9 protein-coding genes are annotated in these 17406 nt (G+C 76.7%); all 9 read left to right on the forward strand.

All coding sequences use genetic code 11. The features are described from left to right. Window positions 1-243 precede the first annotated feature (243 nt). Window positions 244-564 carry a hypothetical protein gene (locus Q5761_RS09710; protein WP_318750447.1) on the forward strand — a complete coding sequence of 107 codons (321 nt, stop codon included), beginning with the start codon at window positions 244-246 and terminating at the stop codon, window positions 562-564. Window positions 565-1236: 672 nt separating this feature from the next. Next, the gene (locus Q5761_RS09715) at window positions 1237-4326 is read left to right on the forward strand and encodes a hypothetical protein (protein WP_318750448.1); all 3090 of its coding nucleotides are present in this window, start codon (window positions 1237-1239) and stop codon (window positions 4324-4326) included. Further along, window positions 4323-5627, forward strand: a complete 1305-nt coding sequence (locus Q5761_RS09720; RefSeq protein WP_318750449.1) for an ABC transporter ATP-binding protein — start codon at window positions 4323-4325, stop codon at window positions 5625-5627. Before Q5761_RS09715 ends, Q5761_RS09720 begins: the two co-directional genes overlap by 4 nt. After that, window positions 5624-6658, forward strand: coding sequence for an ABC transporter permease subunit (locus Q5761_RS09725; RefSeq protein ID WP_318750450.1), 1035 nt, complete (start codon window positions 5624-5626; stop codon window positions 6656-6658). Before Q5761_RS09720 ends, Q5761_RS09725 begins: the two co-directional genes overlap by 4 nt. Before the next feature lie 80 nt (window positions 6659-6738). Next, window positions 6739-8619, forward strand: coding sequence for a hypothetical protein (locus Q5761_RS09730; RefSeq protein ID WP_318750451.1), 1881 nt, complete (start codon window positions 6739-6741; stop codon window positions 8617-8619). 399 nt (window positions 8620-9018) lie between these two features. Next, window positions 9019-10017, forward strand: a complete 999-nt coding sequence (locus tag Q5761_RS09735) for an AAA family ATPase (RefSeq protein WP_318750452.1) — start codon at window positions 9019-9021, stop codon at window positions 10015-10017. Next, window positions 10010-11389 carry a DUF58 domain-containing protein gene (locus tag Q5761_RS09740; protein WP_318750453.1) on the forward strand — a complete coding sequence of 460 codons (1380 nt, stop codon included), beginning with the start codon at window positions 10010-10012 and terminating at the stop codon, window positions 11387-11389. Before Q5761_RS09735 ends, Q5761_RS09740 begins: the two co-directional genes overlap by 8 nt. A gap of 120 nt (window positions 11390-11509) precedes the next feature. Further along, a complete protein-coding gene (locus Q5761_RS09745) occupies window positions 11510-13954 on the forward strand; it encodes a VWA domain-containing protein (RefSeq protein WP_318750454.1) in 2445 nt (814 codons plus the stop codon). After that, window positions 13944-17375 (forward strand): VWA domain-containing protein, encoded by a 3432-nt coding sequence (locus tag Q5761_RS09750; protein WP_318750455.1) that lies wholly within the window; start codon window positions 13944-13946, stop codon window positions 17373-17375. Before Q5761_RS09745 ends, Q5761_RS09750 begins: the two co-directional genes overlap by 11 nt. Window positions 17376-17406 lie beyond the last annotated feature (31 nt).

The raw sequence follows: 17406 nt of genomic DNA on the forward strand, positions 1-17406 counted from the left end.
CACCGGAGCAGGGGGTCCCCCGGGGCGGGTGCGGCCGGCGCCAGGCCCGGGCACGCCGGGTCCCGGTGGTGTGCCCGGCCTGGGCGAGGCCGTCTCGGCCCGTTGGCGCATCCCCATCGAGGTGCCCCCGGGGAGCGCCGGGATGTCACCCCCTGGATCTAGTGGGATCCCGGCGCCCGCTACGAAGTCCACCTTCTGGACGAGTCGGGTCGTTCCGTTGCCTCGATGCCACTCCGGGGATCGATGTCGTCCGAGAACAACACCCTGATCGCGGTGCTGGCCGAGCGGTCCATCCCCTACCTCCGCGTCCTCCCGGGCGTGCGCCAGGGGGCCGTGGTCGCCCTCGAGGCGTACCCCTACGTCTTGCCGCGGAGCAGCAGCGGCTGGTTCGGCTTTGATGTGGTGATCATCGACGGCGCCGCGGCCCTCCAGCAACTGCAGCAGGACCAGCTTGAGGCCCCGCGTCTGTGGGTCAAGCTGGGCGGGAACCTGGTGGTGGGCACGGGCGGTAACACGGTGGCCATGGCCCGGGCGCTGGGGCCGGAGCTCTTCCCCAGGACTTAGCGTGACAGGGTGGAGGCTTTCGCCTACGGGGAAGCCATCGATTGACGCAGTGGGTAGCCCCCGAGGCGCCCGGATGTGTCGCTCGCCACCGTCATCGAAGGGCCAACATCATTTCTGAGGGCATCGTCTCGGAACGTGGACCAGGGCGCCGTGGTACGCGTGCCCAGACCGACCCGCAGAAACCGCAGGCAGCCACATTATCAACGGCACCGTCCGGAACAAGGCCCGCCCCCTTCCCTCCGCAGTCCTCCATCCTCCCGCCCGGCGCTCCAACGAGTGAAAACCACGCTGCCGACCCACCCCAGTAAACAACCTGAACCCGCAACGTCCCATCCTCGTCATAAGTCATGGGCAGATCGTCTAAACCCGTGTCACCGACGGCCGGTACCTGCGGGCGGTGCGGCCCCCTGTTCGAGCAAGGCTATGCCCCGGCAGGAAGGCACGACGTTTCCAGGGAATAGCACTGCGGATCAATCCGCACGGGAGCCTTGACCATTGCCCCCTGCAGGAGTTGCCCGGTGGGCCCACCGGCCCTCGCTGCGTGGTCTCAACCGCCGGCGGCGTCTGGAGGCGATACCCATTCCGTTCCCATACCTATTCGGTGCCCTAACGAAGAACAGGCTTTCAAAGAAGAACCGCCTTTCCGCGAAGTTTCCGACCGCACGTTCTAAGGTGCTTAAGCTTAATAAGATGCTTACGGCCGCCTCCGCGGCCGTCCTGGCTGCGGCGGTGGTGCTGTCCGAGTTCAACCTCCTTCCCGGCCCCCGCATCGCCCAGGCGGCGCCACCACAGCTGGCCGTCCACGCCGGCTACCAGGGCGGGGTGCCGGGGAACGGCTGGGCGCCCGTCCAGGTGGTGGCGCGTAACGGCGAGGGAACGCCCTTCCGCGGCTATGTGGAGGTCGTGCAACTGGGCAGCGGCCTGGGCGGCTTCCCGCCGGGCGCGGCGCCGGCAGGCGGCGGGGACCAGGTGCTGGCCCGCTGGCGGTATCCCATCGAGATCCCGCCGGGGGGCGTCCGGTCCCTCGCCCCGCTGGCGCCCCTGCAGGCCGGCTTCCGCTACGAGGTCCACCTGGTCGACCAGTCGGGCGAGAAGGTAGCGTCGGCGCCCGTGGGGCCGGTGCCCGCGGGGGATAAGGATACCGTCGTCGCCGTCGCCGGCGGGCGGCCGCTTCCGTACCTCGGAGCCCTGCCCGGCTTGCGGGGCGGCTCGGTGGTAGTCATCGAGACCGAGCCGGAACTCCTGCCCCGGGCCAGCGGCGGCTGGTTCTCCTTCGACGCCGTGGTGATCGACGGAATCGACCCCCTGCGGCGCCTGGAGCCGGCGCAGTTGGAGGCCCTGCGGCTCTGGGTCGAGCTGGGGGGCACCCTGGTCCTGGGCACGGGCAGCGACGCCGCGGCCATGGCGCAGGTGCTGGGTCCCCGGCTCTTCCCCTGGACGGTGCGGGGGACGGTGGAAACCGCCGACTACGCCGAGGCGGTGGTTCTCGCCCGGCGGGTCGACCCGAAGGTCCCCTTGCTCGGGCCGGGGGCGCCGGCCGCGGTGGCGGCGGTGCTTGGAGGAACGAAGCAGGGGACGGTGTCGTCTCCGGCCGCGGGCTCGGAGCAGGGCAAGGCCCCGTCCCAGGTCGGGGGAACGAACCAGAAGACGGCGTCGTCTCCGGCCACCGATCCGGAGCAGGGAACGGCCGCGTCCCCGGTCACGGGTAGGAACCGGGAGACGGCCCCGGGCCCGGCTACTCTCCCGGCTGCAGGCACGGCTCCGGGAAGGCCCGGAACGGGCGCGGACGCAACGGGCACGGTCCCCCTGGCGTACCGGGCCGACGTGGGCCTGGGCCGGGTGTACGCCTGGGCGACCCGCCTGGACACCGAACCCTGGTTGAGCTGGCCGGGAGCGCCGGCGGCCTTTTCCGCCTGGCTGGGCAGCGACCTGGTCCCCGCCGCCATCCGCCGGGCCGATCCCTTCATGGGCGGGCAGGGCATGGGCGGGGGCCCGGCCCGGGCTGTGCCCCTGTCCTTCCCCCTGGCCATCGAGGCCGCGGGACCGCGGGGGCTCTTCCTGGGCATGGGCCGCGCGACGATGGCTCGCGGCGGCTTCGGGCCCGCCCAGGACCTCCTGTTTCAGGCCTCCCGGGACGTGCCCGGGCTCCAGCTTCCGCGTCCCGGCATGCTGGCGGCGGGCATCGCCGGCTACTTGGTCCTCATCGGGCCGGTGACCTTCGGCTGGCTCGGCCGGCGCCGGAAGCGAGAGTGGGCCTGGGTGGCGGTACCCGCCGTGGCCGCCCTGGCCATCGTTGGGGCGTACCTGGCGGGCTCCGTCCTGGGTACGGTGGCGCCGCGGAACGCGGCGGGGTACCTGCTGGCGAGCCCGGCCGGCGACCGCGGCCTCTGGTACGGGATGGTGTCCGCCTACCGGCCGGCCGGGGTCCCGGCTGTGGAGCTGCGGACGGGCACCCTGGTGGCTCCCTTCGACCCGGTCCTCTTCTTCGGGGTGCCCACGCCGCAGCCGGCAGCGGGCGACATGCTCCGGGTGGAACCGGCGGCCACCGGCCAGACCGTCTCCTGGCCGGCGGCGACCGCGGGCCGGATCCCCGCCGCCCAGGTCCACGCCGACGTCCCGTTGCCGGGCACTCTGGAAGCCCGCCTGCAACCGGCCGGAGGTGACGAGTGGCAGGTCGACGTGGTCAACGGGCTGAGCGTGACCCTGCACGACCCGTTCATCGTCCACGGGAACCGTACCGTGGCGCGGCTGCCCGACCTGAAGCCGGGTGACCGCTACAGCGACCGGTTCCAGTCGTCGCCCCGCCCCGGCCCGGGCCAGTGGACGCCGCCGTCGCCGCTCCTGTCCAACCCCGGGATGTTCATGGGATCGCGTTTCTCGGCCGCGGGCTGGGAGGTGCGGCAGGAGGCCCGGCTGCAACAAGCCCTCGCCCACCTGTCCGCGGGGCTTTCGGGAAGCCCCCTGCTCATCGCCCGCATCGACGGCAGCCCCGTGTTCGCCCCGGACGACCGGGATCCCGCCGGGGGCGCCGGTCCCGGCGGCGGTTCCACGGGAGGAACCGCGGCGGCCGCGGGATCGGGATCGGCGGGCGGGGTCGATGCCGGCAGCACCCTGGCGGCGAGTCACGACGACGGCCGCGGCCCGGCAGGGGCGAGCGACGCGAGCAGGGCCGCGGCGGGGGGAGCCGCCGAGGGCCGCGGCACTGGTAGAACCGGCACCGCCGAAGCACCCGCCCCATGGGGCAGCACGGGGATCACCCTGCTGGTCCAGCCGCTGGTGCCCGAGTTCCCGACCCCGGGAGCGGGCCCGCGGCCCATCCGGCTGGCGAACACCCTGATCCCCCTGGAGCCGCGGGAGGCCCGGGCCTCCGGGGCGGAGAACCAGGGACCGGGCGGGCCGACCCTGGTCGAGGACGGCATGCTGGAGTTCGAGTGGCGCCCGCCCGCCGGGCTGCTGCCGCGGGCCCGGGCGCTGGAGATCGAGCTGCCGTCCGGGATCGGCATCACCCTGTACGACCACGAGACGGCCGGCTGGACCCGCCTGAGGGGCCCGACGGGCAGCGGCCTGGCGCCGGGCGCCCCGGCCTGGGCCCGGCGGGACGTCCGGGTGGACGGCAGCCGGGTGCGGGTCACCGGCAAGAGCCTGCGCCGGTTCTTCGGGCGGGACGGGCGCCTCGCCCTGCGGCTGGACGTGGCCGGGCGGGTGGCGGTTCCCTTCCCGCTGGTGGTCCTGGAAGTGGACGGGGAGGTGAGCGGGCGGTGAGCGGTGGGCACAGCCACGGCGACGCCGCCATCGAAACCCGCGGGCTCGTCCGGCAGTTCGGCCGGTTCCAGGCCCTGGCCGGTATCGACCTGGTGGTGCCGCGGGGAGCGGTCTATGGCTTCATCGGCCCCAACGGCGCGGGCAAGACCACCTGCCTGCGCATCCTGGCGGGCCTCCTGGACCCCACGGCGGGCTCGGTACGGGTCTGCGGCCTGGACGCCGTCCGCGACCGGGACGAGCTGGCGCGGGTCGTGGGCTACATGCCTGACTTCTTCGGCGTCTACGACGACCTGCTGGTCACCGAGTACCTGGACTTCTACGCGGCCTGTTACGGGCTCCGCGGCCCCCGCGCCCGCCGCTTGCGGGACGACCTCCTGGAGCTGGTGGGCCTGGCCCACAAGGCCGGCGAGATGGTCCACTCCCTCTCCCGCGGCATGAAGCAGCGACTGGGCCTGGCCCGGGCGCTCATCCACGACCCGGAGGTCCTGCTTCTGGACGAACCGGCCAGCGGCCTGGACCCCGCCGCCCGCATCGAGTTCCGGGAGCTGATCCGCGAGCTGGCCGCCATGGGGAAGACTGTCCTCGTCAGCTCCCACATCCTCAGCGAGCTGGCGGACTTCTCGACCCACGTGGGCATCCTGGCCCGGGGCCGGCTGCTGGTCTCCGGCCCCATCGACCGGGTGCTGGCCGCCGTGCGGCGCCGCTCGGCCCGGATCCGATTCGCCCTGGCGGCCGCCGGCTGGGATGGGGGTGCCGCGGGTCGGGTGACCGCGGGGGCGGGCTCCCAGGGGCTGGGCGCGCCCGGACCGGTCGACGGTTCCTCCGCAGAAACGTGGCCAGGCCGTGAAGCGTCATTCAATCAGCAAGTGTTCACCGATCCCGCCGCCCTGCTGGCCCGGGCCCGGGAGGTCCTGGCCCGGATGCCGGAGGTCACCCACGTGGAAGAACCGGAACCGCGGGCGGCCGCAGCGGCGGCCCCCGGCGCGGGCGCGGGCGGCGGAGCGGGCGCCACGCCCGCGGATGCGGCGGGGCCGACGGCGGGCGGCGCCGGGGCCCCGGCCTGGGCCGCTGCGGGTTACGCCCGGGCGCCGGAGCTGATCGTCGACTATGAAGGGGACGAGGCGACGCTGGCGGCCATCAATGCCCAGCTCGTGGCGGCGGGCCTGCCCGTCGCCCACCTGGCGGAAGTGGGTGGAAGCCTGGAGGAGGCGTTCCTCCACGTGGTGGAGAGCCTGGAGGAGCCAGGTAGCCGCCAGGCGGGTCAGCCCGGGGAGCCGGGCCCGCGGGGGGTGAGGTCGTGAACGGAAGCGAGCCGGTCACCGAAGGGGTCAGCGGTGCCGCGGCGCCCCCCGCGCCCCGGCCGGCCCGTCCCGCCCGCGGGCTGGCGGGCTGGATGGCCCGCCAGGCACGGGCGGTGCTGCGGCCCACGCCCTTCAACCCGCTGATCGAGCTGGAGCTGCGGGCCCGCATGCGGCGGGGGCGGACGGTCCTGCTGCTGCTCGGCTTCACCGGGGCCCTGGGCGCCTTGCTGCTGATCGCCCTCATCTTGACGGGGGGCGTGGGCGCCGGCATCTACGGCCCCTCTCCCTTCGAGGTCAGTTACTCGCTCTTCCAGGCCGCCATGGTGGCGGAGCTGGTGCTGGTGGGGGCCGTGGCCGCGGCCACGGCCGCGGGCGGGATCAGCGGCGAGCGGGAGCGGCAGACGTGGGAGGTCCTGCTGACGACCCGCCTGCCGGCGTGGCGCATCGTCAGCGGCAAGCTGGTCACCGCCGTGCTGCTGGTGTTGTGGCTGGTGGTGGCCTCCCTGCCCGTGTTCCTCCCCCTGTTCCGGTTCGGCGCGGTCTCGCCGGCCACCCTGGCCCGCATCCTGGGCCTCCTGCTGGCCAGCGGGCTGGCCTGGGCCGCCATCGGCCTGTTCTTCTCGGCCCTCTTCCGGCGGACCATCGTGGCGGTGATCGCCAGCTACGCCACCGCCGTGGCCTGGGTGATCCTGACCGCCGTGGCCCGGCCCTTGCAGGCGGCCCTGCTGGGGCCGCGCCAGTTCCCGGGACCGGGCGCCGCCACCACCCAGCCGGTGGGGCCCTACCTGATCGAGCTGATGAACCCCCTGCTGGTGCTGCTGCGCACCCTGTCGTCGCCGGTGGTGGGGATCATGGATTGGATGTTCACCGGCGGGATCCCCAACCCGTCGGCGCGGCTCACCCTCGGGGCCCGGGTGGCCCGCGCCCTGGGCGAGCATGGTTATTATTGGGTCTACATCCTCAGCGCCCTGGCGTTGACCCTGGTCCTGGCGGCGGTCACCACCCGGCTGGTCGCCCGCAGGCGGGTCTGACGAGCGGGTGCCCCTGGGCGGGGCCCCGCAGGCCGATGGGGTGAGCGGGCCGGGGGGCCCTCACCATAGGAGGCGTGCGTATGGCCGGGTTCCGGTTCCTCCCGCGCAAGCGCCGTCCTGGAAGACAAGGCTCCGGACTCGGGCCGGTGTGGGCAGCCGCGGTTTCGGCGGCACTGGCCCGGGCCCGGCGCCGGCCCGGCCCGGCACGGGCCACCACCATGACCACGGTCGCCGACCCGCACCTGGCAGGAGCCCTGCAGCCCTGGCGGCACCGGCTGCGCCTGGCCCACGCCCTCGCCACCGCAGCCCGGGCGGCGGTGGTGGCCCCCGGGGTCGCCTTGCCCTGGCTCCTGCTCGACCGGTTTTCCCTGGAACGCACCTGGCTGGTGGTGGCCGGCGTGAGCGCCGCCGCGGCCCTCCTGGTCCTGGTCTGCGTGGCCGTGCGGCGGGCGCCGGGCTGGCGGGAGGCCGCCCGGGCCGCGGACCGGGTGGCCGGCCTGGCGGAGCAGGCCGTGACGGCCCTGGCCCCCCTGCCCGGTACCCCGCCGGCCTTCCAGGCCCTGCAAAGGCAGCGGGCCCTGGAGGCCCTGGCCGGGGCCGACCCGCGGCAGCTGCCCCTCGCCCCCCGCGGCTGGCGGCGGCTGGCGGCCGTGGCAGCGGTGGCCGTCGTGCTGGATGCGGCGCTGCTCCTCTGGCCCAACCCGCTGGCCCCGGTGCGGGCCGAGCGGGAGCAGTTCCGCCGGGCCGTGGTGCAGGCGCAGGCGCAACTGGACGAGTTGCGCCGGAGCCTCGAGCAGGGGGCGGCCGAGGGCGGACCGGCGGAGAACCCCGCCGCCGAGCAGCGGCGGCGCGAGCTGGAGCGGGCCCTGGACGAACTGGACCGCCGCCTGGAGGCGGCCCGGCGGAACCCCACCCGGGAGACCCTGGCGGCGGCCGCGGAGGCGGCCCGGCGGGCCCGGGACCTGGCCGCCGTCACCCAGGCCGGCAACCCCGCCGGCACGGGGGAGCGTGGGAACGAAAGCTCCCGGGCGACCTCCCGGGCCGAAACGGCGGCGCTGGCCCGGGATCTCAGCCAGCAGCTCCGCGCCGCCAGCGACCGGGTCGCCCGGGGGGAACGGCTGTCGCCCCAGGAGCGGCAGTCCCTGGCCCAGGCGGCCAGCCGCTTGGCCGCTCGCCTCGGCAACCCCGCGGGCGGCGCCGGCGGCGAGGGGGGGCAGGATTCCGCGGCCGGGGCGGGGCTGGCCGGGGACCTGACCCGGCTGGCCGGCTCCCTGGCGGCCGGTTCGTCCCCCAGCGCCGCGGAGCTGGCGGTGCTGGCCGACCAGACTGCCAGCCTGGCCAGCCGTTTCGGTAGCGCTCCCGGTGCCGGCAGCGGGCAGCTGGCCGCCCTGCCCCAGCTCAGCCCCGAAGACCTGGCCGCCATCGCCGACTCCCTGGCGGCAGCCACCGCCTCCGCGCCGGCCACGGTCGCGGACGCCGGCCCTGGAAACGCGGGCCACGGCAGCGCGGGGGATGGTGGCGGTCGCGGAAACGGTGCCTCCAGCGCCGGGGAGGGGGCCGGCACCGGGGTTGGCGCCGGGGGTGGAGGCGCTGGATCCGGCTCGGGCCCCGGCGGCGGTAGCGGGGGTGGCGGCGGTTCGGGTGCAGGCAGCGGTGGCGGTTCCGGCGGCTCTGGCTGGGGCACCGGCACGGCCGGATCCCCCCTGGCCGGCGGCCTGGGGCCCCTGCCGGGCGCAGGGGGACAGGTCTATCGGCTACCAGGTAGCAATGCCCCGGGTTCCCTTGCGCTACCGGGCTGGACCCAGGAACCCATCGCGGTGCGGCCGGGCACCACGGCGCCGGCATCCGGCCTCCGGGCGGAGTTCGCCGCCCAGGCCGCCCTCGACCTGGGGGAGGAACCGCTGCCGGAGGAACTGGAGCGCCTGGTGGAGGCCTATTTCTCGGCCGGCCCGGGCCGGTAACGAACGGGTACCGGGCCGGGCCCGCCGCAGGCCCGGCCGGCCCGCGGGCGGCTGCCCGGGTCGGTGTGATGAACAGGGGTGGAGCAGGTGGATCACGCCGGGATGGAAAGGCCAGGAGAGGAACGGGCGGGGCTGAACGAGGCCACGCTGGGTGAAGGCGGGATGCCGGGATCCAGAATGGGCAGCCCCGGGATGCGGGCTGCCGGGCCGGCGAGCGCCGGGATGGTGGAAGGCGGGGCAGGCGCCGGCGACCAAGGGTCCGAACCCGCCGGGGTCGCCCGTGGCGAGGCCCCGCCAGCGGAAGCCGCCCGTGGGGCCGCCGCCGCGGGCGACGCCGCGGTCGTCCCCGGGGGCGCCGCAGCCACCCCCACGGCGTCGGGGGATGGGGAGGCCGCCGGCGTGGCCGCCCTCGAGGAGCGCCTGGAACGCTTCCGGGAGCGCTTCGCCCGCGCCCGCCGGGAGATCGAGCGCGTGGTCGTCGGGCAGCCGCAGGTGGTATCCGAGGTCCTCTGGGCCCTGCTGGCCGGCGGGCACGTGCTCCTCGAAGGCGTGCCCGGGCTGGGCAAGACCGCCCTGGTCCGGGCCCTGGGACGGGTGCTGGGCCTCCGCTTCTCCCGCATCCAGTTCACCCCCGACCTGATGCCCGGCGACCTCCTGGGCACCAGCATCCTGGAGGAGCAGCCCGGCGGCCGCCGCGGCTGGCGCTGGGAGCCGGGCCCCATCTGGGCCAACCTGGTCCTGGCCGACGAGGTCAACCGGGCCACGCCCAAGACCCAGAGCGCCCTGCTGGAGGCCATGGCCGAGCGGCAGGTGACCGCCGGCGGCGCCACCCGGCCGCTGCCGCGGCCCTTCTTCGTCCTGGCCACCCAGAACCCGCTGGAGATGGAGGGCACCTACGCCCTGCCCGAGGCCCAGCTGGACCGGTTCCTGTTCAAGGTGCTGGTGCCCTACCCCGACGAGGCCACCCTGGCCGAGATCGCCCGCCTGACCACCGGCCTCGCGGAACCGGTGCCGGAGCCGGTGGTGGGCGGCGAGGCCGAGGTCCTGGAGTGGCTTGAGCTGACCCGCGGCGTGCTGGTGGCCGACGAAGTCCTCGCGCAGGCGGCGCGGCTGGTGGCCATGACCCACCCCCAGCACCCCGAGGCGCCCGAGGCGGTGCGCAGGTTCGTCCGGTACGGCGCCAGCCCCCGCGGGCTGCAAGCCCTGTTGCTGGGGGCCAAGGCGCGGGCACTGGCCGCGGGCCGCCTGAACGTCTCCTACGAGGATCTGGCGGCGGTCCTGCGGCCGGCCCTGCGCCACCGCGTGCTGCTCAACTTCGAGGGGGAGGCGGCGGGCGTCGACGCGGACACGGTCCTGGAAGAACTGGCCGCCGTCCTGGAGGAGCAGGCCCATGCCTGAACGGGGCGAACGGGCTGAAGGGAACGCCCCTGGGATGGGCGGGGGCGGGAGCGCGGGTGGGGGCGAGGTGGCCCGCGGCGGTCCGGCCCGTGGGGGTGGGGTCACGGGCCGCGGGAGCGCGGCGACGGGAGGGGCCGTCCTCGGCGGTGGGGGCGCGGCAACCCGTGGCACGGCCGCCGGCGGCGGTACCGCCGTGTACCCGGCGGCCGGCCCCGGCCTGCACGCCTGGCTGGACCCGGCCACCGTGGCGCTGCTCAACCGCCTGCGCCTCCTGGGGCGACGCCCCCTGGCCGGCCGGATGGCCGGACCCCACCGCTCGCGCCGCAAGGGCAGCTCCCTGGAGTTCGCCGACTACCGGGAGTACGTGCGCGGCGACGACCCGCGGCGCCTCGACTGGCGGGCCCTGGCCCGGCTGGACCGCCCCTATGTCCGGGAGTACGCCGACGAGCGGGACCGGACGGTCCATCTGCTCCTCGACGGGTCGGCCTCCCTGGGCTTCGGCGGCAAGGACCGCCGGCTGCGAGAGCTGGCCGCGGCCTTCGCCTACGTGGCACTGCGCCACGGCGACCGGGTCGAGGTGACCTTGCTCAGGGGCGCCACCGCCCGGCGGCTGGTCAGCGCCCGGGGGCCCGCCGGCCGGAGCCGGATCGGCCGGGCGCTGGCCGCCCTGGACACCTGGCAGGGCACCACCGCCCTCCTGCCGGCGCTGCTGGCCTGGTGGGGCGGCGCTTCGGGCACCCCTGCGGGCACGCCTGCCGGCACCCCTGGGAGCACCCCTCACGGTACCCTGGCGGGCCGCTCCGCCCCGGGGACAGCGGGTGCGGATGCCCTCACCCCGGCTGCCGTGACCGGTGGCACCTCGGGGCACCAGGAAGCCGTACCCGGGGCGGCTCCCGCCGGGGGTGGCGCATCGACAGCCCCCTGGGGCCCGCCAGCGCCAGGCGGCGGCCCGGCCGGCGGGGGGATCGCCATCCTGCTCAGCGACCTGCTGGACCCGGTGGCCGCGGATCCCGCCGGCGAGTACGCCCGGCAGGTCGCGGGGGTCCTGGCGGCGGCCGGCGACGCGGCCATCGTGCAGGTCCTGGCCCCGGACGAGCTGGACCCTGCGGCGTCCCTGAGCGGCAGCGGAAACGGGGGCGCGGGCGGGGCCGCGGCCGAGTGGACGCTGGTCGACGCCGAGACCGGTTCGTCCCGGGAAGTCACCGTGGACGGTGCCGTCCTCGCCGCCTATCGCCGGACCCTGGCCGCCTGGGTGGGGGCATGGCGGGCAACCTGCCACGCCCGGGGCGTGGCCCATGCCCTGGTGTCCTCCGCCCGGCCGCTCCGGGCGGTGATTCTCGAAGACCTCGCCCCGGCGGGGATCGTCGCCTGAGATCCGCCGGCTGCGGGATCGATCACCTGGAGGGCCAGAGGCCTCAAGATCCGGGCGCGGGACCCGGAACCGCCGGTCCCGCAACCCGATGCGATTCCGTGCGTGGGGAGGAACCCTCCCGTGCCACCGATCTTCGGCGCCACCGGCTGGAGTGCACTGGGAGCGGCGCTGGCGCTGGCCGGCGCCGGGGTCATCGTGCTCCTGTACCTGCTCCGGCGCCAGCCCGAGCGGCGGGTGGTTTCCTCCACGCTGCTCTGGGAACGGGCGCTGCGCGAGGCGGTGGCGCGCACGCCGTGGCAGCGGCTCCGCAACCAGTTGCCCCTCTGGCTGGAGGTGCTGGCCGCCCTGGCCCTTGCCCTGGCCCTGGCCCGGCCCCTGTGGCCGGGCTCGGCCCCGCCCCTGCCTGGCGGGGTGTGGGTGGTCGACGCCAGCGCCAGCATGCACGCCGGCGACCGCTGGTCCCAGGCCCTGCAGGCCCTTGAAGCCGACCTCCGGCGGGCGGGCGGCGGCTTCCGTGGCGCCCTCATCTGGGCCGGCCCCGTGCCCGCAGTGCTGGCCGGTCCCGACGCGACGCCGGGCCAGTTGCGCGAGGCGGTGGCGGCCCTCCGCCAGCGCCGGCCGACCGGCGCGGTGGCCGACTGGCAGACGGCCCTCGCCCTGGCCTACGGGGCGGCGGCACGGCTGCCCGCGGGCAGCCCCATCCGCATCGTCACCGACAGCAGCGACCCCGGGCTCCGGGAACAGCTGGGCGGCGCGTTCCCCGGGGACCGGCCTGTGGAGCTGGTCCCCGTGGGTGAGCCCGTGGACAACACGGGGATCCTGGCGGTGGCCGCGGAAGACTCCTCGGCCACCCCCGGAGGTGCTGCGCCCGGCGATCCCGCTCCCGTTGGTGCCGCACCCGGGGGTGCGGCCTCCGGCGGCCCGTCCGCGGGCGGTGGGACTTCCGGGCACGGCGCCGCGAGGGGGGCGGCGGCGGGCGGCCCGGCCGCGGCCGGGGAGGCCGGCGAAGGTACCGCTGGTGCGCCTGCGGGTGGGCCGGCCCCGGCCGGGGCAACCCCGGGCACCGCGGCTCGGGGCGGCGCCCCACCCGGTGATACCCCTCCGGGCGATGTGGGCAAGACCGCCACGGCCCCGGCGGGGGTGACGGTCACGGCCACCCTGGCCCACTTCGGCCGCCGGCCTGTCGAGACCAACGTCCTGCTGGAAACGGACGGCCAACCCCGGGAAGCCCGGCCCGTCCGGCTCGAGCCCGGCGAGGTGGAGCAGGTGATCTGGACCCTGGACGAACCGGCTCGCCTCTACAGGGTCGCCTTGGCGCCGGGGGACGCGTATCCCCTGGATGACGTGGCCTGGACCCTCGCCCGGCAGCCGGAGCGCATCCGCATCGGCCTCCTGTCCGCGGGCCCGGCCGGGCTGATCGAACGCGCCTTTCGCTTGCACCCGGGCAGCCAGGTGGTCCGCCTCGACCAGGGCCAGGCCGGGAGTGGCGAGAGCAGCGAGAGCGAAAGCGGCGCCGGGCCCGCGAGCGGGAGCGGGAACGGCAACGGCGACGGCGCGGGAAGCCGGGATGGGAGCGGGACCCGCGAAGCGGGTGGCGGCGGCGCCGCCCCGGAGGCCGTGGCGCCCGACCTGGAGGGGTTCGATCTCCTGGTGGTGGTGGGACGCCCCCTGCCGCCCGAGGTACCCGAGCGGTTGCCCGTGGTCTGGATCAACCCGCCCGGCGGGGCGGGGCGGGAACTGGGGCCGGCCTTCGCTCCGCGGCGGCTGGCCGCCGGCGACCATCCCGAGACGGCGCGGGTCCTCAGCCATGTGCATCTGGGCAGTTTCCAGCTGATGGCGGCCCGTCCCCTCACCCGGGAACCGGGTGAGGTGCCCCTGATCCTGGGCGACGGGCGGCCCGTGGCCGTCCTCCGCCCGGCCGGCGCCGCCCGGGCGGGGCGGGCGGTGCTCGCCTTCGACCCGTACCAGGGCACCCTCTTGCTCCGCCCCGCCTGGCCCCTGCTGGTCCAGAATCTCCTGGCGGTCCTGGCCCCCGGCGGGTTCGGCCTGCCTGCGGAGGCGACGGCCGGCGAGTCCCTGGTGATGGCCCCGTCCCCCCTGCTTGCCGATGTCACCGTCACCGACCCCCACGGCGCGGCGGTGGCCCCGGGCTCGCCGCTGGAACAGCCCGGCCTCTACCGGGCCACCGCCCGCACGGCCGGCGGCGAACCCGTCGAAGCCTTCCTCTGGGTCCGCCCCCACCCCGGGGAGTCCCGGGCGGTGAGTACGGGGGCCGGGCAACTCGCCGCTTCGTCGGGTTCGTCCCGAGCCGGGGCCCCCGGCGACGGCGCGGTCGGCGGGCAGCCCGCGGGCACCACCGGACAGGGGCAGCCCGCCGGCTCTGAGGCGGCCGGTGCGGGCGCCGGGACAGCTGGCGGGGCGACCGGCGCGGACGCCGGGACGGCTGGCGGGGCGACCGGGGCGGCCACCGCCGCGGCGGCCGCGTCCCCCTACTGGCGGATTCCGGCCTTCATCGCCCTGCTGCTGCTCATCCTGGACGCGTGGGTGGTGCGCCATGGCCTTTGAAGCGCCCCACCTCCTGATGCTGCTGGTGGTCCCGGCCGCCCTGCTCCTGGCGGCGTGGTGGCCCCGGCGCCCGGGTGGGCTGGTGATGGGCCGGCCGTTCCCAGGCCGGCTGTTGCGGGGCTGGCTCGCCCGCTCCCGGTTCTTCCCTGCCGGGGTCGCCGGGTCGCGGTTCTCGCCACCCTCTCGCTCTGGGTCCCGGTTCCCGGGGATGCCGTGGCCGCGCCGCCCAGCCGACGAGCATGCCGGCAGCGGGGGCGACCCCGGTGCCGCGGGCGCCCGCGCCACCCCCGCCCTCTCCCCGGCCCGCACCTTGCGGGCCCTTGGACTGGCCTGCGTGGTCCTGGCCCTGGCCAACCCGACCCTGCCCCTGCCGGCAGGCGAGGTGGCCGTGGCGGTGGTGGTCGACCGCTCCGCCAGCGCGGAGCCGGCCCTCCCCGAGGCGATGGCCGCCCTCAACCAGCTCCTGGCCCGGGCGGACCGGGACGTACAGGTGGCGATCATCTCGGCCAGCGGCCGGGCCGAGCTGGAACGGGCCCCCGCCCCGCTGCCCCAGCTGCCCCTGGACCGGTGGTCGAGCCCGCGCCAGCGGGAGGCCACGGACCTGGCGGGGGCGTTGCGGCTGGCGGCGGCGGTCCTGCCGGGGGATGCCCGCCGCCGGGTGGTCCTGCTCTCGGACGGCCGGCCCACCCACGGCAACGCCCTGGCCGAGGCCCGGGCCCTGGCGGCCGCGGGCATCCGCCTCGACGCCATCCCGCTGGTCCCTGCGGCCGGCGCGGACCTGGCGGTGCGCGAGCTCCGGGCCCCGGCAGCGACCCGGCCGGGCCGGCCCGTGGCCGTGGAAGTGGTGGCCACGGCCGACCGGGAGACCGCGGCCCGCTTGCGCCTGTATGCCGCCGACGCCCTGGCCGGCAGCCGCCAGGTGCGGCTGCAGCCGGGCGAGAACCGGTTCGTCTTCCAGATCACGCCCGCGGCGCCGGGCCCGCTGCCGCTGCGGGCCGAAATCGAGCCCCTGGCGCCCGGCGACGACGCCGAGCCGGGCAACAACCGCTACCACGGCGTGGTGGAGGTGGCCGGTGCGCGGCCGGTGCTCCTCCTCACCCAGGAACCCGACGGTGCCCTGGCCAGGGCCTTGCGGTCCCAGGGCCTGCAGGTCGACGCCCGCGGCCCGGCCCAGCGCCCCGCGGACCTGTCGGGCTGGGCCCGCTACGGCGCGGTCATCCTGGACGACGTGCCGGCCCACGTCCTCGGGGAGCGGGCGATGAACGAGCTGGAGCGGTTCGTCCACGATCTGGGCGGGGGGCTGGCGATGAGCGGCGGGCCCCACTCCTTCGGTCCGGGCGGGTACCTGGGCACGGCCGTGGAGCGGGCCCTGCCCGTCCACATGGACCTGCGGTCCAAGAAGAACCTGCCCACGGTGGCCGTGGTCCTGGTGGTCGACCGCTCCGGCAGCATGGGGGTCGGCCAGAAGCTGCAGATGGCGGTGGAGGCGGCGGCCCGGACGACCCGGCTGCTGACCCCCAAGGACCGCCTGGGGGTCGTGCTGTTCGATCACCAGGCCTACGTGACCCGGGAGCCCACCCCCGTGACCTCGCCCGACGAGGTGAGGGCCGCCTTTCCCTCCGCCGCCGGTGGCGGCACCTCGGTGGGCGCGGGTCTCACGGCCGCCTGGGAGCTGATCCGCGGCGTGCAGGCGGACGTGCGGCACGTGATCGTGCTGACCGACGGGGTGTCGGAACCCTTCGACGTGCCGGGCATCACCCGCCAGTTCCGCGAGGCGGGGGTCACGCTCTCGGCGGTGGCCATCGGCCGCGATGCCGATTTCTCCCTGCTGCGCACCCTGGCCGAGGAAGGCGGCGGCGGCTTCTACGAGGCGGTGGACCCCAGCCAGATACCCAGCCTGATCACCCAGGACGCGGTGCTGGCGACCCGCTCCTTCCTGGTGGACCGTCCGTTCGTGCCCATTCCCACCACCAGCCCCGGCCGCGGCGGGGCGGCCGCCCTCTTGCGCGGCCTGGTGGGCGAGGGCTCGCCGGGGTCCGCGCTGCCGCCCCTGGGCGGGTACGTGGCCACCAGCCCCAAGGAGCAGGCCGACGTGCTCCTGGTGAGCGACGAGGACGACCCGGTACTGGCGGCCTGGCGCTACGGCGCCGGGCGCGCCATCGCCTGGACGTCGGACGCCGGCGGGCGCTGGGCGGCGCGCTGGATCGGCCAGGAGGATGGCGCCTTCCCCCGGCTCTGGGCCAACGCGGCCGACTGGCTGCTGGGCCGCCAGGCCCGGCCGGGCCGGGGAGGCCCTGCCCAGGCCGGCGACCCGGGCGCCCCCGGCGCCCGCGGGGTGGAGGCGGAGGTGGTCCCTGCCACGGGAGGTTACGAGATCCGCGTGCGGGTGACGGGGTCCCCTCCCCCCACAGGCCTCGTGCGCCTGGTCCCGGAGCCCGGGAGCGGTGGCGAGGCAGGCGGGGATGGGGGCGGTGCGGCGGGCGGGGCGGAGGGTACCGGCGCCGGGACCGGGCCCGGAACCGGCGCCGGTGCGGGTTCCCCCGCCGCGGCCGGTGGTGACGGCGGGGGCGGGCCGGCGGGCGGCGCCGGAGCTCCGGCACCCCTGGAGGCCACCCTGTTGCCCGTGGCTCCCGATCGCGCCGAGGCCCGCCTGCCGGTGACCCAGCCCGGCGTCTACGGCGTGGCCGTGGACCTGAGCGGGGGAACCGCGGCAGCGGGAGGAAGCGGGATCGTCCTGAACACCGCCGTGGCGGTCCCCTACCCTGCCGAGTTCCGGAACCCGGGGCCCGACCCCGCCTACCTGGAGAGCCTGGCCGCGGTGACGGGCGGGAGGCTGCTGGAGCTGGACGAGCTGGCGTCGGGAGGCATCCTCAGCGGCGCCGGGCTGCCGGCGCCCCCGGGCCGCCGGCCCCTGTGGCCGTACCTGCTGGGCGTCGCCGCCCTGCTCCTGCCCCTGGACGTCGCCGCCCGCCGCCTGGGCCTGGGCTGGCGCGGGCTGGTGCGACCGCGGGCCTGGCGCCCCGTCCCGGCCGGGGTGACCGGAACCGCGGGAACCCAAGGCGCGGCCCCGCCAGAGGGGGCGGTCTTCCCACCGCCCGCCCACCGGGCGCCGGCCGCTGTGGGCGCCGGTTCTTCCCCGTATGCCGCGGCCTGGGGGGCGGCCGGTCCTTCCGTGGCCGGTCCTGCCGCTGCCACGGGTGCCGCCGCCCCCGCGGAAGCCGGCGGGGACCCGCGAGGTGCCGCGGCCGTCGGCACGCCGGGTGCTGCGGGCGCAAGGGCTGCGGGGGCCACGGCCGGCGGCAGCGAGGTCACCGCCCGCCTGCGGGCCGCTCGCGAGCGATCCCGCGCCCGGGCCGCGGACCGGGTTCGCCGGCATGTGGGCACCACGCCACCCGGCCCGCCACCGGGCCCCGCAGCCTGACCTGTCAGGGCGTGCCGGGAGCGCCGTGACC

This window comes from Thermaerobacter composti, assembly GCF_033582035.1.
Classification (GTDB): domain Bacteria; phylum Bacillota; class Sulfobacillia; order Thermaerobacterales; family Thermaerobacteraceae; genus Thermaerobacter; species Thermaerobacter composti.